Origin of the sequence: Roseobacter sp. HKCCA0434, assembly GCF_032464675.1 — a bacterium.
GTDB lineage: Bacteria > Pseudomonadota > Alphaproteobacteria > Rhodobacterales > Rhodobacteraceae > Pontivivens.
Genome location: NZ_JAWDKL010000008.1, coordinates 16183 through 40575, shown reverse-complemented (window position 1 = coordinate 40575; position 24393 = coordinate 16183). Strand labels below are relative to the sequence as shown.

Here is a 24393-nt window from a genome sequence, read left to right as displayed (position 1 = left end):
ACCGGACCGGGGCAGGAGCGAAGATGAGCAGGCGTTCAACCGTGTCATATCGGCAACCCGTGCGGGGCCGCGCCCTGGTGCTGGCGGTGCTGCTGGCGGGGTGCGCCGCGCCCGCGCCTGTCGGGCCGCTGCCCGATGCGGACGGGGTGCAGAGGCGATTCCTGCTGACGCCGGGCGAGACGGAGCTGGTCAGCGCGTCGCCGGACGACATCCCGCAGATCGTCGAGCTCGCCACACGCCGCAGCCCCGGCGAGATCGCGGAGCGGCGGCGGACGGAGGAGATCCGGCTCGACCAGCTGGCCTATTTCTTCCGCTCGCCCGACGGGCAGGCCTATCTGCTGGAGACCGGGCCCAAGGCGCTGGTACGCGGGGCGCCTGCCGAAAGCTGCCCGGTGCAGGTCTCGATCCGCTCGGACGGCGACGATCCGCGAGCGCGCGGCGCGATCGGGGAGGCGTTGGCGCAGTGCCATGCGGACCTCGCGGCGCTCGGGGCCGATCCCGATTGCGGGTGCCGGTTGCTGGCGCATGACGTGATCCTGCGGGCCGATCCGGCGGAGTTCGAATATGCGATCGACCTGCCCACGCGGCTGTTCCGGGGCGGGCGGCTCGATCCCGTGACCTATTTCGCGCGGGCCGAGTTGAACGATGCGGGCGAGCGGCTGGTGATCGTGGAGTCGGGCGACACGGAGATCGTGCGGCTGCTCTATACCGATCCGGGTGCACGCAGCGCCGGGGCGCGTTTTCCCGACGGCACGACGGTGGAGGCCGTGCGCGATCCGGTGGGGTTCGACCGGGGTCGGTTGCGCGAGAGCTTCACTCTCACCGATCCGCAAGGCGCGCGGCTGCGGGTGATCGTCGGCCCCTGAGCCGTTCGCGACGGCGCGCGGCTCAGGGATTGAGGCGGGTCACGCTCCAGTCGCCTTGCGGGTCCTCACGTGTCCAGCGGAAGCGGTCGTGCAGGCGGAAGGCGCCGTCGGCCCAGAACTCGATCTCGACGGGGCGGATGCGGATGCCGCCCCAGAAGGGCGGGCGATCGGGGTTCGCGCCCTTTTGCAGGCCCACCTTCGCAACCTTGGCCATCAGGCTGGCACGGCTGTCGAGCGGACGGGACTGATCGGAGGCCCAGGCGCCGATCCGGCTCTGCAATGCGCGGGACTTGTAATAGGCGTCGGCCTGCGGGCCGTCCTCCCGCTCGGTCAGGCCGCGCACGCGGATCTGGCGGCGCAGGCTCTTCCAGTGCAGGACGAAGGCCGCCTTGCCGGTGGCCGCGATCTCCTGCCCCTTGGCGCTGTCGTAATTGGTGTAGAAGACGAAGGCGTCGGCCTCGATCTCCTTGAGCAACACCATGCGCACATTGGGCAGGCCGTCCGCGTCCGCGGTGGCGAGCGCGATGGCATTCGCGTCGTTCGGCTCCGCCCCTTCGGCCTCGGTGAGCCAGGCGCGGGCCAATGCGAAGGGGTCGTCTCCCGCAAAAATGCCGTCCCGGCCCTGGCTTTCGTCCATATTCGTCGCTCCCCGCTACGAACTGCCCTTGTTTCGACAAAATCTTGATGGTGGCAGGTCTTTGACGTAAAGCGGAGCAACCTGAACAACAAGAGCGGAGCGACGGGCCACATGGCGGATATGTCGGGACTGATGAGTGGCAAGCGGGGCCTGATCATGGGCGTCGCAAACGACAAGTCCATCGCCTGGGGCATCGCCCGCGCGCTGCACGAGGCGGGGGCGGAGATGGCCTTCACCTATCAGGGCGATGCACTCGGCAAGCGGGTCAAGCCGCTGGCGGACTCGGTCGGCTCCCAGATCGTGCTGCCCTGCGACGTGACCGATGCGGCAAGCATGGACGCGGTGTTCGAGACGCTGAAGGACCAGTGGGGCAGCCTCGACTTCGTGGTGCACGCCATCGGCTTCGCCGACAAGAACGAGCTGCGCGGCCGTTATGTCGACACCTCGCCCGGCAATTTCCGCATGGCGATGGAGATCAGCGTCTATTCCTTCACCGCGATCCTGCAGCGGGCGGAGAAGATGATGAACGAGGGCGGCTCGGCCCTGACGCTGACCTATTACGGGGCGGAGAAGGTCATGCCGCATTACAACGTGATGGGGGTGGCGAAGGCCGGGCTGGAGGCGAGCGTCAAGTACCTCGCCACCGACCTTGGCCCCAAGGGCATCCGCGTGAACGCGCTGAGCGCCGGGCCGATCAAGACGCTGGCGGCCAGCGGCATCGGCGATTTCCGCTATATCCTGAAGTGGAACGAGCTGAATGCGCCTTTGCGGCGCAACGTGACGACGGGGGATGTGGGCAAGTCCGCGCTCTACCTGCTGTCGGACCTGTCCTCGGGCGTGACGGGCGAGAACCACCATGTCGACAGCGGCTACCACGTCGTCGGCATGAAGGCGGAGGATGCGCCCGATATCGATGTGACCGTCGGCCGCAAGCCTGCGGCGGAGGGCTGAGACATGGCCGATCGTCTGCCGCACGAAAAGGGCTTCCACATCTCCTGGGACCAGATCCATCGCGACAGCCGGGCACTGGCCTGGCGGCTGGAGAATGACGGCCCCGGTGCCGGGGGCAAGTGGCGCGCCGTCGTCGCGATCACCCGCGGCGGCATGGCGCCCGCGATGATCGTGGCGCGGGAGCTCGACATCCGCACGGTCGACACGATCAGCGTGAAGTCCTACGCCCACCAGGATCAGGGGAGCGCGCAGGTGCTCAAGACCCCGGATGCGGAGATGATGGGCGATGGCGAGGGCGTGCTGATCGTCGACGACCTCGTCGATACCGGCAAGACGCTGGAACTGGTGCGGGAGATGTATCCCAAGGCGCATTTCGCGACCGTCTATGCCAAGCCCAAGGGCGAGCCGATGGTCGACACCTTCATCACCGGGGTGAGCCAGGATACCTGGATCTTCTTCCCCTGGGACATGGCACTGCAATATGTCGAACCCTACAGGGGGACCGATTGAGCCTGTTCGCCAATCTGTTCGGCCGGTTGACCGGTGCGGCGGAGGGTGAGGCACTCGCCCCCGCGGACGCGCGGCTCGCCATCGCGGCGCTGCTGGTGCGCGTGGCGCGCGCCGATGACGAGTACGAGGCGGCGGAGATCGCGCGGATCGACGCGGTGCTGGCGCGTCGTTTCGGGCTGTCGGCGAACGAGGCCGCCACCCTGCGTCACGAGGCCGAGCAGGTGGAGGCCGAGGCGAGCGACACCGTGCGCTTCACCCGGATAATCAAGGATGCCGTTCCTTACGAGGAGCGCGGCGCCGTGATCGAGGCGATGTGGTACGTGGCGCTGGCCGACGACATGCGGCACGAGGACGAGAACGCCTTGCTGCGGCTGACGGCCAATCTGCTCGGCGTCACGGATCCCGACAGCGCGATGGCCCGACAGCGCGCGATGCGCGCGCGAGAGGACGAGCGGGACTGACGTAACGTCCGCTCGCTGCGTGACCCGCCGTCAGACTGGCATCCGCGGCCGCACTGATCCTTACCTGATCGCTAACAAAGCGACACGGGGAGGGTGTTATGCGCACGATTGTTCTGGCCACAACCATGACGGTACTAGCTTTGCCGCTTTTCGCGCAAAGCGTCAAGATCGGGCTGCTCAGCTCGCATGAGAGCGAGGTGGCCCCCATCTCGCAGAGCTTCCATGACGGGTTGCAGGACTGGTTCACCCTGCTCAACGAACGCGATGGCGGCATCGACGGTGTGCCGATCGAGATCGCGCAATGCGAGACGCGCTACACGCTCGAAGGGCACATGCAGTGCTATGGCGAGCTGGCCGCACAGGGCATCGTCGCGGCGATCCCCTCCTCCACCGCCGGGGCCTATGCGATGAACCAGATGGCGTTCGAGGTGAACGTGCCGGTTCTGAATGGCGGTCTGGGGCAGACGGCGGTGGCGGACGGGGCGCTGTTCCCCTGGTCCTTCGCGATGCCGGCCAACTACTATCAGGCGGCCTCGGCGATGATCGAGCAGTTCCGCAGCGAGCTCGACGGACTGGAGGGCAAGCGGATCGCCTATGTCTATCATGACAGCCCGTTCGGCGAGGAGGCGATCCCGCTGATGCAGGCGATGGCGGAGGCGGAGGGCTTCACGCTCGACCTCTATCCGGTGACGCCTCCGGGCGACGATCAGGTCGCGATCTGGGGGCCGATCGCGCAGACCCGGCCCGACCGGGTGATCCTGTGGACGGTCGGGCGCATGACGGCGGTCAGCATCGGCACGGCGGCGGCGGTGAACTACCCGCGCGAGCAGATGATGGGCATCTGGTGGACGACGCTGGAGGCGATGATGCGCCAGATCGGCGACGCGGCGGACGGGATGCGCGCGATGTCGATGTCGGGCGTCGGCACCGATGTCGCGGCCTATAATGAGTTGAACGAGCTGGTCTATTTCGGCGGGCTGGGTCACGGCACGATGAACAATATCGGCGATATCGACTACAATCGCGGGCTGACCACCGGCTTCTACCTGGCCGAAGCGGCGCGGCGTGGCCTTCAGGCCGGGGGGGGCACCCTGACGGCCGAGGGGATGCGCAGCGCACTGGAGACGCTCGACGTCACGGACGCGCAGATCGAGGCCGCGGGGCTGGGCGAGCTGGCCGCGCCGCTGGCGTTGAGCTGCGCGAACCATTCCGGCTACGGTCTGTTGCAGGTCATCGCCTATGAGGCGCAATGGCGGCGGTGGGTCAACGATGGCGACTATGTCGCCGCCGATCCGCAGCGGGTCGCGGGCGCGGTTTCGCGCGCCGCCGACGGCTTCGCGCAGGCCTCGGGGATCCCGCGGCGCGATTGCGGCTCGTCCTGAGGGGGGCATGGGCATCGCGCGGCGAGCTTGCCGCGCGATGACCGGTCCGGGGTCTAGCCGGTCACGCCGGGCGACAAGGCGTCGAGCACCGCACCTTGCGTAACCTGACCCAAGATCGCGCCGTCCTCGACCACGTCGAGGGCGGCGTTTTCGCGCAGGGCGGCGATCACGGTGTCGAGCGGGGCGTCAGCCTCGATCCGGGCGGTGCCGCCGCCCTGCCCCGGCACCATCACGGTACGCGCGGTCAGCACGCCGAGCGGGTTCATGTGGGCGACGAAATCGGCCACGTACTCGTTGGCCGGATCGGCGTGGATCTGCTGCGGGGTGCCCGCCTGCACGATGCGCCCGCCTTCCATGATCGCGATACGGTCGCCCAGCTTGAACGCCTCGTCGAGATCGTGGCTGACGAAGAGGATCGTGCGCTGCAGGCGGCCCTGAAGCTCCAGCAACTCGTCCTGCAATCGCGTGCGGATCAGCGGGTCGAGGGCGGAGAACGGCTCGTCCATCAGGAGGATCGGCGCTTCGGTGGCGAAGGCGCGGGCGAGGCCGACGCGCTGCTGCATGCCGCCCGACAGGTCGCCCACCTTGCGGTCCGCCCAGTCGGAGAGGCCGACGAGGTCGAGCTGGTGCATCACCTTCTCGCGCCGCTTGGTGCGGCCCATGCCCGACAGTTCCAGCCCCAGGCCGACATTCTCGGCCACCGTGCGCCAGGGCAGCAGGCCGAATTGCTGGAACACCATCGCCACGCGGTCGGTGCGGATGCGGCGCAGCTCCTTGCGGCTGGCGCGGGTGACGTCGACCATGCGGTTGCCGTCGTTGACATGGACCGCGCCGCGCACGACCGGGTTGAGGCCGTTGACCGCGCGCAGGAGCGTCGACTTGCCCGAGCCCGACAGGCCCATCAGCACCAGGATCTCGCCCGCGCGCACGTTGAGGGAGCAGTCGTGGACGCCGAGGACCTGCCCGGTTTCAGACTGCACCTCGGCGCGGGTGCGGCCCTCGTCCATCAGCGGCAGCGCGCTTTGCGGCCGATCGCCGAAGACGATGTTCACATTCTCGAAGGAGACGGCGATGGCGGTCATTTCCGGCCTCTCACGCGCAGCATCCGGTCGAGCATGATCGCCACGACCACGATGATGAAACCGCTCTCGAAGCCCAGTGCGGTATCGACGCGGTTGAGCGCGCGCACCACCGGCACGCCGAGGCCGTCGGCCCCGACCAGAGCCGCGATCACCACCATCGAGAGCGACAGCATGATCGTCTGGTTGAGACCGGCCATGATCTGCGGGATGGCATAGGGCAGCTCGACCTTGCGCAGCTTCTGCCGCGGGGTGGCGCCGAACGCGTCCGCCGCCTCCAGCAGCGCGGGCGGGGTGGAGCTGATGCCCAGATGGGTCAGGCGGATCGGGGCGGGCAGCACGAAGATCACGGTCGCGAACAGGCCCGGCACCATGCCGATGCCGAAGAAGACGATGGCCGGGATCAGGTAGACGAAGGTGGGCAGCGTCTGCATCAGGTCGAGCACGGGCCGCATCGCGGCATAGAGCCGGGGCCGGTGGGCCGCGGCGATGCCGATGGGCACGCCGATGGCCATGCACACGACACAGGCCGACAGGACGAGGGTGAGGCTCTCCGTCATCTCTTCCCAATAGCCCTGGTTGAGGATGAACAGGAAGCCGAGGAACACGAGCAGGCAGGTCTGCCAGCGGCGCTGCAGCGCCCAGGTCAGCGCGGTGAAGAGCGCGATGACGATCAGTGGGTGCGGGGTCTGGAACAGCCAGAGCATGCCGTCGATCACGGCCTCCAGCCCGTCGGAGAGGCTGTCGAAGAACCACGCGCCATTGGTCTGGAGCCAGTCGAAGGCGATTTCCGCCGTGTCGCCCACGGGGATCTTGTGTTCGGTCAGCCAGTCCACGCGGCCCTCCTGAATAAGGATGGGCGGCGCGGGATGGCCCCCGCGCCGCCCGATGCGTCACGTCGGACGATCAGCCTTCTATCGCGGCCATCACGGCGGCCTTCGCATCCGCGTCGCCATCGAGCGTGGTCACGCCGTCGAGCCAGCCGTCGAGCACGTCCGGGTTGGCGGCGAGCCAGGCGCGCGCGGCGTCCTGAGGCTCCTCGCCCTCGTCGAGGATGGCGGCCATGATCTCGTTTTCCATCTCCAGCGAGAATTCGAGATTGTTGAGGAGCTGGCCGACATTGGGGCATTCCTCGACATAGCCCGCGCGGGTGTTGGTCATGACTTCCGCGCCGCCGAGATTCGGGCCGAAATACTCGTCGCCGCCGGTCAGGTAGGTCATCTCGAAATTGGCGTTCATCGGGTGCGGCTCCCACCCCAGGAAGATCACCGGCTCCTCGCGGCGGACGGAGCGTTCGACCTGCGCGAGCATCCCCTGCTCGGAGCTTTCGGCGACCTCGAACTCGGAGAGGCCGAACGCGTCCGCCTCGATCATGTCGAGGATCAGGCGGTTGCCGTCATTGCCCGGCTCGATGCCGTAGATCGTCTGGTCGAGCGCGTCGGCATTGGCCGCGATGTCGGCGAAGTCCGCGATGCCGAGCTCGGCCCCCGCGGCATTGGTGGCCAGCGTGTATTTCGCGCCCGTCAGGTTGGTGCGCACCGTGTCGACGGTGCCGGCCTCGCGGTAGGGGGCGATGTCGGCTTCCATCGTCGGCATCCAGTTGCCGAGGAACACGTCGATGTCGCCGGCAGCGAGGGAGGTGTAGGTCACGGGCACCGACAGGATGCGGGTGTCGGTCTCGTAGCCCAGCGCCTCCAGCACCACTGACGCGGTGGCGGTGGTCGCGGTGATGTCGGTCCAGCCGACATCGGAGAAGGTCACGCTTTCGCACTGGGCGGCGGCCTGGGTGCCGATCGCGGCGAGGGCGAGGGCGGAGAGGGTCGTCTTGAGGCGCATTGTCGGGCTCCTGTTCTTGACTGATGGGTCAAGTATCGTGCGATGCGGCCAGACGGCAACCCCCTGTCCCGCGATTGCGTGGGATCAGGTCGGGGCGTCGCGCAGGCGGGCCATCATGTGATTGTCGATCAGGCGGCCGTCGCGCAGGGCGTCGCGCCGCTTGGTCCCCTCGATCTCGAAGCCGAAGCGGCGGTAGAGCGCGAGGGCGGGCGCGTTGTCGGTGTTCACCTCCAGCTCCAGCCGCGTCAGGCCCAGCCAGTTGTCGGCGAGGTCGATGAGCGCGGAAAGAAGCGCCGTTCCGACGCCCTGCCCGACATGGTCGTCATGGACGGCGACATAGAGACCCGCGACATGGGCGCGCCGGTCCTTGCCCCGGATTAGGGCGGCGTCGCCGATCAGGGTGCCCCCTCGTTCGGCGACCAGCAGGTGAACGCCCGCGGGCGCATCGAGGCGGCGGGCGGCCTCGGCCTCGCCGACATGGGGAAGGCGCATCGTGCCGTGGCGGACGCCCGGCAGGCTCAGGAGCGTCGCGAGCGCGGCGGCATCGTCGGGTCGTGGCGCGCGGATGACGAGGTCGATCATGGGTTTCCCGTGCTCGGATGTGCGCAACATCGCAGACCCGCGCCGCCGTCGCCAAGGATATTGTTCGCGAAGCCGCTTTCACAGATGCTGGCAAGAGCGAAGGAGACCTGCATGACCGACATCAAACTCGACGAGACCCCGAACCGCGTGAAGATCGTGTGGGGGCTCTACCTTCTATCCTTCGCACTGGGCGTCACGTCGATCATCGGGGTGATCCTCGCCTATATGTGGCGCGGCGACGCGTCGGGATCGGCGATGGCCAGTCATTTCCGTCGGCAGATCCGGGTGTTCTGGATCGCCTTCGCCGTCAGCGTGCTCGGCTTCGTGCTGACCATCGTCGGCATCGGCTTCCTGATCCTGCTGGGCGCCGCGATCTATTTCGGAGTGATGAGCGTAATCGGGCTGATCAAGGCCTTCGACGGGAAGCCGTGGCCGTGAGCATCGTGCTGGGGGAAATGGTGGGACGTACTGGATTCGAACCAGTGACCCCAGCGATGTGAACACTGTGCTCTACCAACTGAGCTAACGTCCCGGGTCGGGGAGCGATTTCGCACCTATCCCGCAGGCCGTCAAGCGCGAAATCAGCGCGGGACCAGCCGGTCGAGCAGATCGGGCAGGTCGTCGTAGTGGTCGAGGATGGCGTCGGGCTGAAGCTCGGCGATCCCCTGCCCCATCGGGCCGAAGCCGACGAGCACGACGGGCACGTTCGCGTTGCGCGCCGTGTCACGGTCGGTGGTGGTGTCGCCCATCAGGACGGTGCGTTTCGCATCGCCCCCCGCGCGTCGCACCGTCTCGAACAGGTGCTCGGGATCGGGTTTCTTCACCTCCAGCGTGTCCGCGCCCAGCATGGCGGCGAAGCGGTCGCGGATGGCGAGGCGGGCGAGCAACGTTTCGGCCAGACCCTCGGGCTTGTTGGTGCAGATGCCCAGCGCCCAGCCCTCCTGCGCCAGCCGGTCGAGCGTCGCCTCGACGCCGGGGTACAGACGGGTATGGGTGTCGATATTGTTGCCGTAATGGTCGAGCAGGGTCTGGTATTCCTCGTCCACCACCACGTCCGACAGCGCGAGGCGCGAGACACCCAGTTCCAGCATTGCCCGCCCGCCGCGAAACGCAGTCAGCGCGTCGCGCTCCGCGTGCAGCGGGGCCGCGTGACCGCGGCCCGTGAAGCACGCATTGGCCGCCGCGATCAGATCCGCGCTGGTATCTGCGAGCGTTCCGTCTAGATCGAAGATCGCGGTGCGCATTGGGGCCTCCGAAGGCAGCAGGGATGACCGATGCAACCGTCTGAAACGAAAGCTGACCGGCGGGGCGCTTCCCGGCCCCGGACCGCGCTGATATAAGCCCGGCACCACGAAGGGACCACCGAATACATGAGCATTGCCGCAATTCTTCTCGCCGCGGGTCAAGGGACGCGCATGCAGTCCGACCTGCCGAAAGTCCTCCACAAGATCGCGGGCGCGCCGATGATCGTGCACGCGATGTCGAGTGCGGACGCGCTGGGCCCCGAGCGGGTGATCGTCGTCACGGGCCACGGCGGCGAGGCGGTCGAGGCCGCCGTCGCCGACTGGCGCGAGGATGTGGCCTTCGCCCAGCAGACCGAGCAACTGGGCACCGCGCATGCGGTGAAGGCGGCGGCGGAGGCGCTGGATGGCTTCGCGGGCGACGCGGTCGTGCTTTACGGCGACACGCCCTTCATCCGGGGCGAGACGCTGGAGGCGATGCGAGGCGCGCGCCGCGACGGTGCGGCGGTGGTCGTCCTGGGCTTCGAGGCAGCGGAGCCGGGGGGCTACGGGCGGCTCGTCACCGGCCCGGAGGGGCTGGAGGCGATCGTCGAGGCCAAGGAGGCGACGCCGGATCAGCTTGCCATCACGCTCTGCAATTCCGGGGTGGTCATGGCCGACGCGGCCCTGCTGATGGATCTCGTGGGGGCGGTCGGCAACGACAACGCCAAGGGTGAATATTACCTGACCGACATCGTGGGCCTCGCCCGCGATCGCGGCCTCGCCTGCGCCGCCGTGACCTGCGAGGAGGCGGAGACGCTGGGCGTGAACTCCCGCCCCGACCTCGCGGTGGCCGAGCGGGTGTTCCAGGACCGCCGCCGGGCCGAGGCGATGGAGGGGGGCGTGACCCTGACCGCACCCGAGACCGTGCATTTCGCCTTCGACACCCATATCGGGCGGGACGTGGAGATCGCGCCGAACGTCGTCTTCGGCCCCGGTGTGACGGTGGAGACGGGGGCGGTGATCCGCGCCTTCTGCCATCTGGAGGGTTGCCACGTCTCGAACGGCGCGGAGATCGGGCCCTATGCCCGCCTGCGCCCCGGAGCCGAGATCGGCGAGAAGGCGCGGGTCGGCAATTTCGTCGAGGTGAAGAACGCGGACGTGCACGAGGGCGCGAAGATCAACCACCTCACTTACGTGGGCGACGCCGAGATCGGCAAGCGCGCCAATATCGGCGCGGGCACCATCACCTGCAACTATGACGGCGTGTTCAAGCATCGCACGGTGATCGGCGAGGGTGCCTTCATCGGCTCGAACTCGGCACTGGTCGCGCCGGTCACGATCGCCGATGGCGGCTACGTCGCCTCCGGCTCGGTCGTGACGGAGAATGTCGGCCCCGGCGATCTGGCGATCGGGCGGGCACGGCAGGTCAACAAGCAGGGGCTGGGCGCGCGCATGGTGGCGCGGCTCAAGGCCCTCAAGGCATCGAAGGGACAAGGCTGATGTGCGGCATTATCGGAATCCTCGGCAATCACGCGGTGGCGCCCTCGATGGTCGAGGCGCTGCGGCGGCTGGAATATCGCGGCTATGACAGCGCGGGCATCGCGACGGTGCACGAGGGCAAGCTCGAACGCCGCCGCGCGGTGGGCAAGCTGGGGGCGCTCGCCGATCTGCTGGTGGACGATCCCATCAAGGGCCGCAGCGGCATCGGCCACACCCGCTGGGCGACGCATGGCGCGCCGACGGTGGAGAACGCGCACCCGCACCGCTCCGGCCCCGTGGCTGTGGTGCATAACGGCATCATCGAGAACTTCCGCGAGCTGCGGGGCGAGCTGGAGGCGGAGGGCGTCACCTTCTCGACCGAGACGGACACGGAAGTGATCGCGCATCTGTGCGCGCGCGAGCTCGCCAACGGCCACAACGCCCGCGCCGCCGCCGTGGCGACGCTGATCCGGCTGGAGGGGGCCTTTGCCCTGTGCTTCCTGTTCGAGGGCGAGGAGGACCTGATCGTCGCCGCCCGCCGCGGCTCGCCGCTGGCCATCGGACATGGCGACGGCGAGATGTTCGTGGGCTCGGACGCACTGGCGCTGGCCCCGTTCACGCAGGAGGTCACCTATCTCGATGACGGGGACCACGTCTTCGTCACCCGCGACAATATCGAGATCTTCGACGCCGAGGGCGCGCCGGTGGAGCGCGCGCGCAAGCGCGTCTCGCTCGGCAACATGGTGGCGGAGAAGGGCGAGCATCGCCACTTCATGTCCAAGGAGGTGCACGAGCAGCCGGACGTGATCTCCTACGCACTGCAGCACTACGCCAATGCGGGCCGCGACCGGATCGAGGGACCGGCGGCGGATGTGGATTTCGAGGGCGTCGAGCGCATCCTGATGGTCGCCTGCGGCACGGCCTTCTATGCCTGCCAGGTCGCGAAATACTGGGTCGAGCAGATCGCGGGCATCCCGGTGGAGATCGACATCGCCTCCGAGTTCCGCTACCGCAACCCGCCCTTGCGCGACAGCGACATGGCGCTGTTCGTGTCCCAGTCCGGCGAGACGGCGGACACGCTCGCCGCACTCGAATATTGCAAGGGGCGCGCGGGGCGGATCGTGTCGGTGGTCAACGCGATGGAAAGCTCGATCGCGCGTGCCTCGGACGTGGCGCTGCCGATCCATGCGGGCGTCGAGGTCGGGGTCGCCTCGACCAAGGCGTTCACCTGCCAGTTGACGGTGCTGCTGGCGCTGGCCATCCGCGCCGCGCGCGCGACCGGCGCGATGGACGAGGGCGCCGAGGCGCAGCTGGTCGGGCGGATGCACGAGCTGCCGCGGCTGGTGAACGCGGCCATCCAGACCGAGGAGCAGATCGCCGAGATCAGCCAATGGCTCGCCAAGGCCCGCGACATCCTGTTCCTGGGGCGCGGCCTCATGTACCCGCTGGCGCTGGAAGGCGCGCTGAAACTCAAGGAAATCAGCTATATCCACGCCGAGGGCTATGCCAGCGGCGAGCTGAAGCACGGGCCGATCGCGCTGATCGACGAGAGCGTGCCGGTCATCGTGTTCGCCCCGCGCGACGCACTGTTCGAGAAGCTGGTCAGCAACATGCAGGAGGTCATGGCCCGCGGCGGGCGTGTGCTGCTGGTGACGGATGCCGAAGGCGCGGAGATCGCGCGTGAGGGCACGGCGGAGGTGCTGGTGATGCCGACCGTCGATCCGCGCCTGGCACCGCTCGTTTATGCTGTTCCTGCGCAGCTAATCGCGTATCATACCGCGGTGATGAAGGGCACGGATGTCGACCAGCCGAGAAATCTGGCGAAATCCGTGACCGTTGAGTAAAGGTTCGCGCGACCGGCGGAAGACCGGCGCGTGCTGAGCACTACGAGGAGACAGCAATGAAACGCATCGTCGCGGGCGCAGGCCTGCTGGGCGTCCTGGCCGCTTGCGAGCCGCAGCCGGACGTCGCCGCCATCCCGGCATCCCAACTGAACCGGGACGGGTGTTACACGGTCGATCTCTATGACGATCCCTATCGCCGCAACGAGATTCAGCCCGCCAAGCAGGGGCTGCCGCGCGACTGGAACCGTTACCTCGGCACCTGGGGCAACGGCGCATGGAACGGCGGTCAGTGCCACGAGATCCACGTGACCGAGGTCTATCAGGACGGCTCGGTCGTGGTGATCGACACCACCGCGCCCTTCCGCGACCTGCGTGCGGAAAGCCACCGGCGGGCGGCGCGCATCGACCGTCAGGGGCGCCTGGTGGTGCCCAGCACGGTCGGGGCGACGGTTTATGTCTTCAACGATCGCGGTCAGCTGCGCGGCACCCGGTTCCGCAACGATGGCGATGTCGACCAGGTGATCCTGACCGCGCAGTCCGCCGGGTGACACCCGACGCGGCGCTCGCGGCGCTGGCCGCCCGTGGCGAGAGCGCGCGGGCGGTGCAGATGGCCGAGTATCACAAGGTGGAGCGGCGCTATCTCGGCCTCGGCAACGATCAGGTCGAGGGTCTGGTGCGCGGCTGGCGCGCCGATCTCGACCGGGACGGGCGGGTGTCGCTGGCGGCGGGGCTTTGGGACAGCGACGTCTTCGAGGCGCGGATCGCGGCGGCCAAGCTGCTGACGCAGGCGCGGATCCGGCCCGACGACGCTCCGGTCTGGGCGGAGCTCGTCCGGTGGGTCGGGCAGCTCGACAGCTGGGCGATCGCCGACGCGGTCGCGAAGCCGGTCGAGCGACGGTTGCAGGCCGATCCGGCCCGGTTCGCCGAACTGGAAAGCTGGGTGGATCATCCGAACCTGTGGACCCGGCGCGCGGCGCTGGTTTCCACCCTGCATTGGGCCAAGGGGCGGCACCCGGATGCGGCGCATCTGGCCGCGCGGGGACGCGTGATCGGCTGGATGGAGCGGCTGGTGCCGGACCACGACTGGTTCATCCAGAAGGCCATCGGCTGGTGGCTGCGCACGCTGTCGAAGCATGATCCCGAGGCGGTGCGGGCGTTCCTGGAGCGGCATGGGCCGGACTTGCGCGCCGTGGCGCGGAAGGAAGGCGGGAAGTATCTTTAGAACGCTGGCCTACCGCCGCGGATCGTCGGGCCGCGGTGCGGCGATCCGCGGCCCGAGCATGGCACTTCATGCGAGCCAAGTCCGTGTGACCTGACTGAATCGCGCCTTCATCAGCCAAATCGCCGTGCCGGGGGGCGGCCCGGCGATGCGCGGCGGCCTCCGGCCTTGATTCCGCGCGTTAGAGGTCAGCGGTCGTCTTTGTACCCGCCCCGCTTGCGCAGCTTGGTCGCGCGGTGGGTCTTGCGGTCCGCGTAGGGGTTGTCGCGCTTGCGCAGTTCCAGCCGGATCGGCGTGCCGGGCATGTCGAAATCGCGGCGCAGCCCGTTGACCAGGAACCGCTTGTAGGCGGTCGGCAGATCCTCGGGCAGCGAGCAGAAGGCGATGAAGGTCGGCGGCCGGGTCTTGGCCTGCGTCATGTAGCGCAGGCGGATGCGCCGTCCGCCCGGAGCGGGGGGCGGGTGGCTGGCCACCATGTCGGCCAGCCACTGGTTGAGCTTGCCGGTGGACACGCGTCGGTTCCACACGTCATGTGCGGAGACGATCGCGGCCTGCAGCCGGTCGAGACCCCGCCCCGTCAGCGCCGACACCGTGACGAGCGGCGCGCCCGAAAGCTGCGGCAGCAAGCGGTCGAGCTGTTCGCGCATCGATTTCAGCTTCTCGGCGCGATGCTCCTCAGCATCCCACTTGTTCGCGGCGAAGACGACGGCGCGGCCCTCGCGCTCGGCCAGATCGGCGATGCGCAGGTCCTGGGTCTCGAACGGGATCGAGGTGTCGAGCACCACGACCACCACCTCGGCGAACTTGACCGCGCGCAGGCCGTCGGACACGGACAGCTTCTCCAGCTTTTCCTGAACCTTGGCGCGCTTGCGCATCCCGGCGGTGTCGAAGATGCGGAAGGCGCGCCCCTCCCAATCGGTCGAGACGGCGATGGAGTCGCGGGTGATCCCGGCCTCGGGGCCGGTCAGCAGGCGGTCCTCGCCGATGATCTTGTTGATCAGGGTGGACTTGCCCGCGTTGGGGCGGCCCACGACGGCGATCTGGAGAGGGCGGTCGGGGGCCTCTTCGCCTTCTTCGACGTCGAGATCGGTGACGGCCTCGCGCGCTTCGAACTGGTCGGCCCAAGGCTCCAGTGCTGCGCGCAGGTCGTCCATGCCCTCGCCATGCTCGGCGGAGAGCGCGATGGGCTCGCCCAGGCCGAGGTTGTAGGCTTCGTAATAGCCGGCATCGCCCGCATTGCCCTCGGCCTTGTTGGCAGCGACGATGACGCGGCCCTGCGCCTGCTTGCGAAGGATGTCGGCGAAGACGAGGTCCTGGCGCGTGACGCCGGTGCGCGCGTCTATCAGGAACAGGCACAGGTCCGCCTCGGCCACCGCGCGCTCGGTCAGCGCACGCATCCGGCCCGGCAGGCTGTCGTCGCGCGCCTCCTCCAGACCGGCGGTGTCCATGACGGTGAAACGCAGCTGTCCGAGCCGCGCGGCCCCTTCGCGCAGGTCGCGGGTGACGCCGGGCTGGTCGTCGACCAGCGCGAGCCGCTTGCCCACCAGCCGGTTGAACAGCGTGGACTTGCCGACATTGGGGCGACCGACGATGGCGAGCGTGAAGGACATGGCACCTGACTCCTGCGAAGGCTGCGCCTTACGCCCTTTCGCCCCGGAACGGAAGCCCCCTCGGCGGAAGGCCCCCTCAGCAGACGACCCGCTCAGCGAAAGGCGACGAGCGCCCCCTCGTTGGACAGGACGTAGAGCGTGCCGTCGATCACCGCCGGGGCGGCGGCCACCCCGCGCGAGATGTCGAGGCGGCCCAGCGCCGCGCCGGTCGCGGGATCGAACACCTCCACCCCGTCATGGCCGTTCGCGACGAAGAGCCGCCCGCCCGCGATCACCGGGCCGGTATAGCGCGCGGCGAGGTCGCGGTCGCGCGGATTGCGCTCGGCCAGCTGGCGGCGCCAAACGACGGCGCCGCTGGCGCGGTCGAGGCGGATCAGCTCGGCCTGGTCGGTCACGGCGAAGATCGCCTGCCCCACGACCAGCGGCGCGTCCTGCGCGCCGTCGCCATGCGTCCAGTTGCGCCGCCCCGAGCGCGGGTCGATCGAGACGATGGTGCCCGACTGGTTGCCCGCGATCACGTCCGTTTCGGCGAAGACCGGATCGCCCGTCACGTCGCCGATAGAGGAGCGGGCGAGGCCACGACGGCCCGTGCTCATCGCCGCGGCCCAGGCGCGGCGGCCGTTGCGGGCGAAGGCGCCCACCAGCTCACCCGAGGAGAAGGGCAGGATCACCAGCTGACCGTCGGTCGCGGCCTGCGCGCCGCCAAGAACGCCCGCGTCGCCGCGCGCGCCGGTCAGCCGCCACAGAAGCTGGCCCGTGCCCGCGTCGAAGGCGCGGGCGACGTCGTCGCGACCCACGGCGATCACGCGCGGACCGAACACGGTCGGCGGCGCGCGGAAGGGCGCGCCCACCTGCTGTTGCCACTGGATCGCGCCGGATGCAGCGTCGAGCGCGAAGATCTCGCCGAAGCCGGTGGTGACGAAGACCTTGCCCTCGCCCAGCGCGACCCCGCCGCCGAACCCGTCCTCGGCCCGGTCGCCCTCGGGGACCAGCGAGCGCGACCAGAGCCGCGCGCCGGAGGGCGAGGTCGCCGTGACCGTCGCCTGCGAATCGAGCGTGTAGATGGCGGCGGTGTTGCCGACCGGGCCGGACGTGATCTGCGCGTCCGGCCGCGACGGCGCGCCGATCGACGCGGAGAAGGCCCGCGACAGCTGCGCGCCCAGCGCGGGATGCGGGATCGCGTGGGTCGGCATCCCGCCCTCATGCGTCCAGGCCCGGTTCCGCATCGGCGCGGGCAGACCCGTCGCCGGGGCGGTGATGTCGGCCTGGGCGGCGGGGCGGACGGCGATGCGTTCGCCGGGAACGATCTCCTCCCGATCGAAGAAGCCGCAGCCGGACAGCGACAGGGCGAAGGCGGCGAGGGCGATGTGGCGCAGCGTCATGGCATCAGTTCTCCGAATTCGGTGTGACGAGCGCCCCGGCCCCCGGCGTGCCCCCGGTGGCGAGGATCATCTGCCCCACCCGGTCGCGCAGGGCGGCGGTCGTCAGCGGATCCTCGAGCGCGAAGCGGAAATCCTCGTGCGCCGCGTCGACATCGCCCGCGGCGAGATGCGCGAGGCCACGTTGTTCGAGCGCCAGCGGCACCATCGGGCCGTCCTCGGCGATGACCGGATCGAGAAGCGCGATCGCGTCCTCCGGGGGCGGGACGGCGCCGGGCAGCGCGACGCGGCGCAGGGTGGCGAGCGCCACGTAGGTGGCGGGCGTGTCGGGATCCTCGATCATCGCGTCCAGCAGGGACGCGGCCTCGGCGGCCTCCCCCGCCTCGGACAGGGCGGTCGCCTCGGCCAGCGTGACGATGGCGGTGGACTCCTCGATCCCGGCGAGCGTTTCGGCCCGCGCGGCGGGATCCTCCTCGGCCAGGGCGGTATCCAGGGCTGCCCCCCGCTCGCGGGCCGCCGTGGTGTCGCGGGCCTCGCGCCACTCGTTCCAGGCGGCGCCGCCCACGATCAGCAGCACGGCCAGCACCGCGATCCAGCCGTACCGGCGCGCGTAGGTGTAGAGCCGGTCGCGGCGGACCTCTTCGCTGACTTCGTCGATAAAGGAATCGGTCTCGCTCACCGCTCAAGCCTCGTTCTGTCGCAATCTGGCGCGGACACTAGCCGAGCGGCGGGCGGGGTGCAAAGCCTGACCGCGCGCCAGGGTGGTCCGATCTGCCGCGGCGGACGTATCAGCCGGTGAAATTGCATCGAATGCGGAATGGGAGAGGGGTTGCGCTTGTGCGACGGCGGAAATCCGCTAAGTAAAGTGACACCCGTTCTCTTAACTCCGCAGACCCGATCGGAGATCGCGATGAGACTGCTGCCCCTGCTGACTGCCGCGCTGGTCTGTGCCGCGCTCTATATCGTGGTGATGGAGCGGGCCTGGCTGGTCTCGATCCTGCCTGAGCGGGCCGAGGCGGCGGAGGCCGCGCCCGTCGAGGAGCCGGAGGCCGCACCGACGGTGCCACAGGGGACCGGTGCCGTTGCGGTGGTCGCGCTGCGCTCGCAGGAGCAGGATGTCGAGAGCGGCATCGTCCTGCGCGGACGGACGGAGGCCGCGCGGCGGCTCGACGTGAAGGCGGAGACAACGGGGCAGATCGTCAGCCAGCGTCTGCGCAAGGGACAGTCCGTTGAGGAAGGCGACGTGCTGTGCCGCCTCGACCCCGCCACGCGCGAGGCGACGGTGGCGCAGGCGCGTGCGGCGCTGCTCGAGGCGCAGGCCAACGAGACCGCCGCCGCCCAGCTGGCCGAACGCGGGCTCGCCGCCGAGAACACCGCCATCTCGCGCCGCGCGCAGCTGGAGGCCGCGACCTCCGCGCTCGAACAGGCGGAGCGGGAGGTGGAGCGGCTGACGATCACCGCGCCCTTCTCTGGCATCCTGGAGAACGACACGGCGGAGCTGGGCCAGCTGATGCAGCCCGGCACGACCTGCGCGACGATCCTGGATCTGAGCGAGATCCGCCTCGTCGGCTTCGCCTCCGAACGCGATATCGGGCGCATCCGCACCGGCGCGATGGCGGGCGGGCGGCTGATCTCGGGCGAGGAGGTGGTCGGCGAGGTCGCCTTCGTCGGACGCTCCGCCGATCCGCTGACGCGGACCTTCCGGGTCGAGGTCTCGATTCCCAATCCCGACGGCACGCTGCGCGACGGCTCGACCGCCGAGATCCTGATCGCGCTCGACGGGGTTCGGGCGCATCTGCTGCCGCAGACCGCGCTGACGCTAGACGATGCGGGCACGCTGGGGGTGCGGCTGGTGGTGGAGGATGCCGCCCGCTTCGCGCCGGTGGAAGTCATCCGCGACGGGGCCGACGGCGTCTGGGTCGCGGGCCTGCCCGCCGAGGCGGACGTGATCGTCGTCGGGCAGGAATTCGTCAGCGACGGGCGCGCCGTGACGGCGACCTACCGGACCGAGGGGGCCACGCAATGACCGGCATGGTGGACTGGGCCGCGTCGCGGGCGCGGATGATCTTCGCCTTCATCGCCATGTCGCTGGCGGCGGGGCTGATGGCCTATATCGGTCTGCCCAAGGAGGGCGAGCCCGACATCGACATTCCCGTGCTGGTCGTCACCGCCCCCCTGCCCGGCGTCAGCGCCGAGGATGCGGAGACGCTGCTGGTCCAGCCGCTGGAGAACGAGCTGCGCGACCTCGACGGCCTCGCCGACATGTCGGCCACGGCGGCCGAGAGCGTCGGCATCGTCGTGCTGGAATTCGAGTTCGGCTGGGACAAGGCCGCCACGCTGGCCGAGGTTCGCGACAAGGTCGATCAGGCGCAGGGCGAATTCCCCGCCGCCGCCGAGGAGCCGACGATCAGCGAGATCAACTTCTCGGAATTCCCGATCCTCGTGGTCAGCCTGTCCGGCGACGTGCCCGAACGCACGCTCTTGCGGGTCGCCAAGGATCTGCAGACCGAGGTAGAGGCCCTGCCACAGGTGCTGGAGGCGGGCCTGGCCGGGCATCGCGACGAGATGCTGGAGGTCACGATCGACCCGCTGCGGCTGGAGGCGTACAACGTCACCGCGCAGGAATTGCTGGCGGTCGTCACCAACAACAACCAGCTGGTGAACGCGGGCGCGGTCGACAGCGGCACCGCCTCGTTTAGCGTGAAGGTCCCGTCGAGCTTCGACGGGCCGGAGGATGTCTATGCCCTGCCCGTCAAGGTGAACGGCGACCGGGTCATCACGCTGGGCGACCTCGCCGATATCCGCCTGACCTTCGAGGATGCGCAAGGGACCGCGCGCTACAACGGCGACACGACGGTCGCGTTGCAGGTGGTCAAGCGCAAGGGCGTCAACCTGATCGATACGGTCGCGCTGGTGCGCCAGACGGTGGCCGAGCAGACGGCGCTGTGGCCGCAGGAATTGCGGGAGGCGGTGCGGGTCGACTTCTCGATGGACGAGTCGACCAATGTGGCGGACATGGTCAGCCAGCTGGAGGCCTCGGTCCTGACGGCCATCGCGCTGGTGATGATCGTGATGCTGGCCGCACTGGGGATGCGGTCGTCGCTGCTGGTCGGCTTCGCCATCCCGACCTCGTTCCTGCTGACCTTCGCGCTGCTCAGCGTTCTGGGGCTGACGATCTCCAACATCGTGATGTTCGGGTTGATCCTCGCCGTGGGGATGCTGGTCGACGGGGCAATCGTGGTGGTGGAATACGCGGACAAGCGCATCCAGGACGGCGAGGGGCCGATGCAGGCCTACGCCAACTCGGCCAAGCGGATGTTCTGGCCCATCGTCTCCTCCACCGCGACGACACTCTGCGCCTTCCTGCCGATGCTGTTCTGGCCCGGTGTGCCGGGGGAGTTCATGGGGATGCTGCCGGTCACGCTGATCTTCGTGCTGTCCGCCGCACTGGTCGTGTCGCTGATCTACCTGCCGGTCGTCGGCGGCGTCGCGGGCCGTGTGACGCGCGGGATGGAAAACGGCGCGAGGGGGCTGCGGGCCAGCGTGCACTGGACGCTGCGGATCGTGCTGTTCCTGCTGGTGGCCGCGGCGCTGGTCGCGGCGATCGCGGGGCTGGCGCTGGTGCCGGTCGGCGCGCCGGTCTTCGCCTGCGCGGTGGCGGCCACGCTCGCCTTCATGGCGCTGTCGGTGGTGGGTGCTTCGCTGAAGCCGCAAGGCCGCCCGAGGGCGCCGCGGGCGGGCTATCGCCGCACGGCCTTCGGCTGGTTCACGCGGCTCAACACCATGAACCCGATCACGCCGGTCATCAGCATCGTCGCCGTCGGGGCCTTCGTCTTCCTGACCTTCACGGTCTGGTTCCCGGCCTCGGGCACGCAGGTCGAGTTCTTCGTCGAGCAGGAGCCGGAGCGCGCCGTCGCCTATGTCCGCGCGCGCGGCAATCTGAGCCTGGAGGAGAAGGACCGCCTCGTCGCGCAGGTCGAGGACGTCATCATGGGCACCGAGGGGGTCGAGTCGATCTTCGCCTTCGCGGGCTCGGGCGGGCTGAACCAGAACACCGGCGGGGCGAGCGCGCCCAAGGATGCGATCGGGCAGGTGCAGATCGAGCTCGACCCCTGGGGCACGCGGCGCGACGGCAACGTGATCCTCGACGAGATCAACGCGCGGCTCGCCGCCATTCCCGGCGTGATCGCCGAGATTTCCGAGGCCGCGATGGGCCCCGCGCAGGGCAAGCCGGTGCATCTGCGGCTGAGCGGCAACGATTGGGACGATCTGCAGGCGGCGACGCGCCTCGTGCGCGACCGCTTCGCCGAGACGGACGGGCTGGTCGACATCGAGGACACGCTGCCCCTGCCCGGCATCGACTGGCAGATCGACGTCGATGTCGTGGCGGCGGGGCGCTATGGCGCGGATGTCGCGACGGTGGGCGCGATGGTGCAGCTTGTCACGCGGGGCATCCTGCTCGACACCATGCGGGTCGACAGCTCGGACGAGGAGATCGAGATTCGCGTCCGCTTCCCCGAGGAGGAGCGGCTGCTCTCCACGCTCGACAGCCTGAAGGTGCGCACGGCGGACGGGCTGGTGCCGCTGTCGAACTTCGTCACGCGCCGGCCAGTGCCGAAGCTGGCGGAGATCACGCGCTTCAACTCCGAACGCTATTTCGACGTGAAGGCGAACGTGGCCGCCGGGCTGGTCGCCCTGCGCGACGGCGAGGGCGCGGTCATCGACGTGTTGAGCGCGGCGGAGGCGGAGGCCTACACCCCGGCGGAGGGCGAGACGCTGACGCCGTTCAACCCGAACGAACGCATCGCGGCCCTGACCGGGTGGCTGGAGACGGACCCCCTGCCCGCCACGGTCGGCTGGGTCTGGACCGGCGATCAGGAGGAGCAGGCCGAAAGCCAGGCCTTCCTGATGACGGCCTTCGCGGGCGCGCTGGGGCTGATGTTCGTGATCCTGCTGGCGCAGTTCAACTCGCTCTACAACTCGGTGGTCGTGCTGCTGGCTGTGGTGATGTCGGTGGCGGGGTCGCTGTGGGGCATGATCCTGATGGACCAGAACTTCTCGATCATCATGACGGGCACCGGGATCGTCGCGCTGGCGGGGATCGTGGTGAACAACAACATCGTGCTGATCGACACCTACCAGGAATACGCGAGATACATGCCGCGGCTGGAAGCGATCGCGCGCACCGCGCAGGACCGGCTGCGCCCGGTGATGCTGACCACGGTGACGACGATGGCGGGTCTCGCGCCGATGGCGCTGGGGATCAATCTCGACTTCGGCGCGGGGGGCTACACGGTCGATGCGCCGACCGCCCTGTGGTGGAAGCAGCTGGCGACGGCGGTGGTCTTCGGCCTCGGCATCGCGACGGTGCTAACGCTGGTCTTCACGCCCGCGATGCTGGCCGTGCGGGTCTGGATCGGGGTGATGGCGCGCGGGCTGGTGCGGTTCCTGCGCGGGCACCTGCTGGGCAATGCGCGCATCCATGACGAGATCGAGGTGGAGCGGACGCGGCGGCGGATGCAGCGCATGAGTGGCCCGCGCGCCTGGGAGTGGGACGCGGATCGCGACGATTACCATGACCCGTTCCGCCCGACCGAGGCGAGACCGCTGGCGGCGGAGTAGCCACGGCCCGTAAAGGAAAACGGCCCGCCCTTTACAGGCGGGCCGTTTCGCGTTTCACGGAGCCATTGGCGCCGAAATCAATCCTCGATGCGGGCCGAGACGATGCGGTCGGGATCGGCCACGGTGCCGCCCTGCCCGCTGCCGCGGGTGATGCCGTCGACGATCTCCATGCCTTCGGTCACTTCGCCGATCACGGTGTACTGGCCGTTGAGATGCGGCGCGGGCGCGAACATGATGAAGAACTGGGAGTTGGCCGAGTCCGGATCGGCGGTGCGGGCCATGCCGACCACGCCGCGCTCGAAGGAGATGTCCGAGAACTCCGCCGGCAGGTCGTCATAGTCCGAACCGCCGGTGCCCGCGGGGCAGGTGGCATCCGCCACGCCGCAGCCCACGTCGCCGGTCTGGGCCATGAAGCCCTCGATTACGCGGTGGAAGGCGACGCCGTCATAGGCGCCCTCGCCCGCCAGGGTCGAGATGCGCTCGACATGAAGGGGTGCGGCCTCCTCGGCCAGATCGATGCGGATCTCGCCCGCCTCCATCTCCAGCACCAGGTCCTGCGCGGCGAGCGGGGTCGCGGCGAATGCGGCGATCAGTGCGATACGCGCGATCATGCGGCATCTCCCATGCGGACCTTGATCATGCGGTCGGGGTCGGTGACGGCGCCGGACTGGCCCGCGCCACGCTTGATCTTGTCGACATGCTCCATCCCGCTCGTCACCTGGCCGAACACGGTGTACTGGCCGTTCAGGAACGAGCCTTCCTGGAACATGATGAAGAATTGCGAATTGGCGGAATTCGGGTTCTGCGCCCGTGCCATGCCCAGCGTCCCACGCTCGAACGGCACCTTGGAGAACTCGGCCGGAAGGTCGGGCATGTCGGAGCCGCCGGTGCCCGCGCGGCGTGCGTCGCCGCCTTCCTTGCCATGTTCCACGTCGCCGGTCTGCGCCATGAAACCGTCGATCACCCGGTGGAAGGCGACGCCGTCATAGGCGCCTTGCTCGACCAGCGTGCGAATGCGCTCGACATGCTTGGGCGCGATGTCGGGGTTGAGCTGGCAGACGACGTCGCCGTCCTTCAGCGTGATGGTCATGGTGTTCTCGTCGGCCATGCAAGACTCCTCGCGTTTGCGGTTCGTCCCCTATGTAGGACCACGCGGGCGCGAGGGCCAGTCACGCGGGCGTCAGCCGTGCAGGCGTTCCTTCAAAGCGCGCGCCACGTCCGGCGGCACGAACGAGGAGATGTCACCCTCCAGACGGCAGATCTCCTTGACCAGCCGCGAAGCGATGGCCTGGTGATGCGCGTCGGCCATCAGGAACACGGTCTCGATCTCGTCATCCATGGCGCGGTTCATGCCGACCATCTGGAACTCGTACTCGAAGTCGGAGACGGCGCGCAGGCCGCGCACGATCATGCTTGCACCGACGTCGCGGGCACAGTGGATCAACAGGTTCTCGAACGGATGCACGATCAATTCGCATCCCATCCGTTCCGCCAGGCCCTTCGTCTCGCCCACGATCATCGCGACCCGTTCGTCGAGCGAGAACAGCGGGCCCTTGTCGCGGTTGATCGCCACGCCGATCACCAGCCGGTCGGCCAGCGTCATGGCGCGGCGGATCACGTCGAGATGGCCCAGCGTCAGCGGATCGAAGGTGCCGGGATAGAGAGCGGTGCGCATGTGAGGCCTCCGGTCGGGGTCGCGTTTCGCGCACGCAA

24 protein-coding genes and 1 tRNA gene are annotated in these 24393 nt (G+C 69.0%); 12 read left to right on the top strand and 13 right to left on the bottom strand.

Features of this window, described 5'->3' with window-relative positions:
- The first annotated feature begins 23 nt into the window (after positions 1 to 23).
- A complete protein-coding gene (locus RX333_RS06900) occupies positions 24 to 866 on the top strand; it encodes a hypothetical protein (protein ID WP_316014192.1) in 843 nt (280 codons plus the stop codon).
- 22 nt (positions 867 to 888) lie between these two features.
- Here RX333_RS06900 and pdxH read toward each other — a convergent pair whose 3' ends face one another.
- Positions 889 to 1503 (bottom strand): pyridoxamine 5'-phosphate oxidase, encoded by a 615-nt coding sequence (pdxH, locus tag RX333_RS06895; RefSeq protein ID WP_316014191.1) that lies wholly within the window; start codon positions 1501 to 1503, stop codon positions 889 to 891.
- 120 nt (positions 1504 to 1623) lie between these two features.
- Between pdxH and fabI the strand changes: the two genes are divergently transcribed.
- The 4 genes from fabI (at position 1624) to RX333_RS06875 (ending at position 4807) form a co-directional block, all read left to right on the top strand.
- Positions 1624 to 2454, top strand: a complete 831-nt coding sequence (gene fabI / locus RX333_RS06890) for an enoyl-ACP reductase FabI (protein ID WP_316014272.1) — start codon at positions 1624 to 1626, stop codon at positions 2452 to 2454.
- Positions 2455 to 2457: 3 nt separating this feature from the next.
- Positions 2458 to 2964: a xanthine phosphoribosyltransferase gene (gpt, locus tag RX333_RS06885; RefSeq protein WP_316014190.1), complete on the top strand. Its 507-nt coding sequence runs from the start codon at positions 2458 to 2460 to the stop codon at positions 2962 to 2964.
- A 2-nt stretch (positions 2965 to 2966) separates the two neighbouring features.
- Positions 2967 to 3425, top strand: coding sequence for a TerB family tellurite resistance protein (locus RX333_RS06880; RefSeq protein WP_316014271.1), 459 nt, complete (start codon positions 2967 to 2969; stop codon positions 3423 to 3425).
- A 98-nt stretch (positions 3426 to 3523) separates the two neighbouring features.
- A complete protein-coding gene (locus RX333_RS06875) occupies positions 3524 to 4807 on the top strand; it encodes an ABC transporter substrate-binding protein (RefSeq protein ID WP_316014189.1) in 1284 nt (427 codons plus the stop codon).
- Between the two features lie 53 nt (positions 4808 to 4860).
- Here the strand turns inward: RX333_RS06875 and choV are convergent, their stop codons facing one another.
- From choV to RX333_RS06855, 4 genes are all read right to left on the bottom strand, one after another.
- Complete coding sequence (choV, locus tag RX333_RS06870; RefSeq protein ID WP_316014188.1) at positions 4861 to 5889, bottom strand: choline ABC transporter ATP-binding protein; 1029 nt, start codon at positions 5887 to 5889, stop codon at positions 4861 to 4863.
- Complete coding sequence (gene choW / locus RX333_RS06865) at positions 5886 to 6722, bottom strand: choline ABC transporter permease subunit (protein ID WP_316014187.1); 837 nt, start codon at positions 6720 to 6722, stop codon at positions 5886 to 5888. The genes choV and choW overlap by 4 nt, the downstream gene beginning before the upstream one ends.
- 70 nt (positions 6723 to 6792) lie before the next feature.
- A complete protein-coding gene (gene choX, locus RX333_RS06860) occupies positions 6793 to 7722 on the bottom strand; it encodes a choline ABC transporter substrate-binding protein (protein ID WP_316014186.1) in 930 nt (309 codons plus the stop codon).
- An 84-nt stretch (positions 7723 to 7806) separates the two neighbouring features.
- Positions 7807 to 8304 carry a GNAT family N-acetyltransferase gene (locus RX333_RS06855; protein WP_316014185.1) on the bottom strand — a complete coding sequence of 166 codons (498 nt, stop codon included), beginning with the start codon at positions 8302 to 8304 and terminating at the stop codon, positions 7807 to 7809.
- A gap of 111 nt (positions 8305 to 8415) precedes the next feature.
- On the opposite strand from RX333_RS06855, the gene RX333_RS06850 reads away from it, so the two are divergent.
- Entirely contained in the window at positions 8416 to 8742 is a 327-nt protein-coding gene (locus RX333_RS06850; RefSeq protein WP_316014184.1) for a hypothetical protein, read from the top strand.
- Positions 8743 to 8760: 18 nt separating this feature from the next.
- On the opposite strand, the gene RX333_RS06845 is transcribed toward RX333_RS06850, so the two are convergent.
- Positions 8761 to 8836: transfer RNA gene (locus tag RX333_RS06845), tRNA-Val, on the bottom strand.
- A gap of 49 nt (positions 8837 to 8885) precedes the next feature.
- Positions 8886 to 9548, bottom strand: a complete 663-nt coding sequence (locus tag RX333_RS06840) for an HAD-IA family hydrolase (RefSeq protein ID WP_316014183.1) — start codon at positions 9546 to 9548, stop codon at positions 8886 to 8888.
- 126 nt (positions 9549 to 9674) lie between these two features.
- Here RX333_RS06840 and glmU point away from each other — a divergent pair, with 126 nt between their 5' ends.
- From glmU to RX333_RS06820, 4 genes are read left to right on the top strand one after another with little or no spacing between them, the layout of a single operon-like run.
- Entirely contained in the window at positions 9675 to 11027 is a 1353-nt protein-coding gene (gene glmU, locus RX333_RS06835; protein WP_316014182.1) for a bifunctional UDP-N-acetylglucosamine diphosphorylase/glucosamine-1-phosphate N-acetyltransferase GlmU, read from the top strand.
- Positions 11027 to 12850, top strand: coding sequence for a glutamine--fructose-6-phosphate transaminase (isomerizing) (gene glmS, locus RX333_RS06830; RefSeq protein WP_316014181.1), 1824 nt, complete (start codon positions 11027 to 11029; stop codon positions 12848 to 12850). Before glmU ends, glmS begins: the two co-directional genes overlap by 1 nt.
- Before the next feature lie 56 nt (positions 12851 to 12906).
- Positions 12907 to 13398, top strand: a complete 492-nt coding sequence (locus RX333_RS06825) for a hypothetical protein (RefSeq protein ID WP_316014180.1) — start codon at positions 12907 to 12909, stop codon at positions 13396 to 13398.
- Positions 13395 to 14072, top strand: coding sequence for a DNA alkylation repair protein (locus RX333_RS06820; RefSeq protein WP_316014179.1), 678 nt, complete (start codon positions 13395 to 13397; stop codon positions 14070 to 14072). The genes RX333_RS06825 and RX333_RS06820 overlap by 4 nt, the downstream gene beginning before the upstream one ends.
- A 185-nt stretch (positions 14073 to 14257) precedes the next feature.
- Here RX333_RS06820 and der read toward each other — a convergent pair whose 3' ends face one another.
- The 3 genes from der to RX333_RS06805 form a co-directional block, all read right to left on the bottom strand.
- Entirely contained in the window at positions 14258 to 15679 is a 1422-nt protein-coding gene (gene der / locus RX333_RS06815) for a ribosome biogenesis GTPase Der (RefSeq protein WP_316014178.1), read from the bottom strand.
- Positions 15680 to 15771: 92 nt separating this feature from the next.
- The gene (locus RX333_RS06810; protein WP_316014177.1) at positions 15772 to 17061 is read right to left on the bottom strand and encodes a PQQ-like beta-propeller repeat protein; all 1290 of its coding nucleotides are present in this window, start codon (positions 17059 to 17061) and stop codon (positions 15772 to 15774) included.
- Between the two features lie 4 nt (positions 17062 to 17065).
- Positions 17066 to 17737 (bottom strand): tetratricopeptide repeat protein, encoded by a 672-nt coding sequence (locus RX333_RS06805; protein WP_316014176.1) that lies wholly within the window; start codon positions 17735 to 17737, stop codon positions 17066 to 17068.
- 231 nt (positions 17738 to 17968) lie between these two features.
- Between RX333_RS06805 and RX333_RS06800 the strand changes: the two genes are divergently transcribed.
- Together RX333_RS06800 and RX333_RS06795 are read left to right on the top strand one after the other, a co-directional pair.
- On the top strand, positions 17969 to 19084 hold the full coding sequence (locus tag RX333_RS06800; protein WP_316014175.1) for an efflux RND transporter periplasmic adaptor subunit: 1116 nt from the start codon (positions 17969 to 17971) through the stop codon (positions 19082 to 19084).
- Positions 19081 to 22680 carry an efflux RND transporter permease subunit gene (locus tag RX333_RS06795; protein WP_316014174.1) on the top strand — a complete coding sequence of 1200 codons (3600 nt, stop codon included), beginning with the start codon at positions 19081 to 19083 and terminating at the stop codon, positions 22678 to 22680. The genes RX333_RS06800 and RX333_RS06795 overlap by 4 nt, the downstream gene beginning before the upstream one ends.
- Positions 22681 to 22757: 77 nt before the next feature.
- Here RX333_RS06795 and RX333_RS06790 read toward each other — a convergent pair whose 3' ends face one another.
- From RX333_RS06790 to coaD, 3 genes are all read right to left on the bottom strand, one after another.
- Complete coding sequence (locus RX333_RS06790) at positions 22758 to 23288, bottom strand: peptidylprolyl isomerase (protein ID WP_410056057.1); 531 nt, start codon at positions 23286 to 23288, stop codon at positions 22758 to 22760.
- On the bottom strand, positions 23288 to 23770 hold the full coding sequence (locus RX333_RS06785; RefSeq protein WP_410056056.1) for a peptidylprolyl isomerase: 483 nt from the start codon (positions 23768 to 23770) through the stop codon (positions 23288 to 23290). Before RX333_RS06785 ends, RX333_RS06790 begins: the two co-directional genes overlap by 1 nt.
- Positions 23771 to 23860: 90 nt before the next feature.
- Positions 23861 to 24355 carry a pantetheine-phosphate adenylyltransferase gene (gene coaD / locus RX333_RS06780; RefSeq protein WP_316014171.1) on the bottom strand — a complete coding sequence of 165 codons (495 nt, stop codon included), beginning with the start codon at positions 24353 to 24355 and terminating at the stop codon, positions 23861 to 23863.
- Positions 24356 to 24393: the final 38 nt, after the last annotated feature.

Coding starts and splice junctions, on each gene's coding strand:
- RX333_RS06900 (WP_316014192.1), top strand. CDS start 24: ATGAGCAGGCGTTCAACCGTGTCATATCGGCAACCCGTGCGGGGCCGC.
- pdxH (WP_316014191.1), bottom strand. CDS start 1,503: ATGGACGAAAGCCAGGGCCGGGACGGCATTTTTGCGGGAGACGACCCC.
- fabI (WP_316014272.1), top strand. CDS start 1,624: ATGTCGGGACTGATGAGTGGCAAGCGGGGCCTGATCATGGGCGTCGCA.
- gpt (WP_316014190.1), top strand. CDS start 2,458: ATGGCCGATCGTCTGCCGCACGAAAAGGGCTTCCACATCTCCTGGGAC.
- RX333_RS06875 (WP_316014189.1), top strand. CDS start 3,524: ATGCGCACGATTGTTCTGGCCACAACCATGACGGTACTAGCTTTGCCG.
- choV (WP_316014188.1), bottom strand. CDS start 5,889: ATGACCGCCATCGCCGTCTCCTTCGAGAATGTGAACATCGTCTTCGGC.
- choX (WP_316014186.1), bottom strand. CDS start 7,722: ATGCGCCTCAAGACGACCCTCTCCGCCCTCGCCCTCGCCGCGATCGGC.
- RX333_RS06855 (WP_316014185.1), bottom strand. CDS start 8,304: ATGATCGACCTCGTCATCCGCGCGCCACGACCCGACGATGCCGCCGCG.
- RX333_RS06850 (WP_316014184.1), top strand. CDS start 8,416: ATGACCGACATCAAACTCGACGAGACCCCGAACCGCGTGAAGATCGTG.
- RX333_RS06840 (WP_316014183.1), bottom strand. CDS start 9,548: ATGCGCACCGCGATCTTCGATCTAGACGGAACGCTCGCAGATACCAGC.
- glmU (WP_316014182.1), top strand. CDS start 9,675: ATGAGCATTGCCGCAATTCTTCTCGCCGCGGGTCAAGGGACGCGCATG.
- glmS (WP_316014181.1), top strand. CDS start 11,027: ATGTGCGGCATTATCGGAATCCTCGGCAATCACGCGGTGGCGCCCTCG.
- RX333_RS06825 (WP_316014180.1), top strand. CDS start 12,907: ATGAAACGCATCGTCGCGGGCGCAGGCCTGCTGGGCGTCCTGGCCGCT.
- der (WP_316014178.1), bottom strand. CDS start 15,679: ATGTCCTTCACGCTCGCCATCGTCGGTCGCCCCAATGTCGGCAAGTCC.
- RX333_RS06810 (WP_316014177.1), bottom strand. CDS start 17,061: ATGACGCTGCGCCACATCGCCCTCGCCGCCTTCGCCCTGTCGCTGTCC.
- RX333_RS06800 (WP_316014175.1), top strand. CDS start 17,969: ATGAGACTGCTGCCCCTGCTGACTGCCGCGCTGGTCTGTGCCGCGCTC.
- RX333_RS06795 (WP_316014174.1), top strand. CDS start 19,081: ATGACCGGCATGGTGGACTGGGCCGCGTCGCGGGCGCGGATGATCTTC.
- RX333_RS06785 (WP_410056056.1), bottom strand. CDS start 23,770: ATGACCATCACGCTGAAGGACGGCGACGTCGTCTGCCAGCTCAACCCC.
- coaD (WP_316014171.1), bottom strand. CDS start 24,355: ATGCGCACCGCTCTCTATCCCGGCACCTTCGATCCGCTGACGCTGGGC.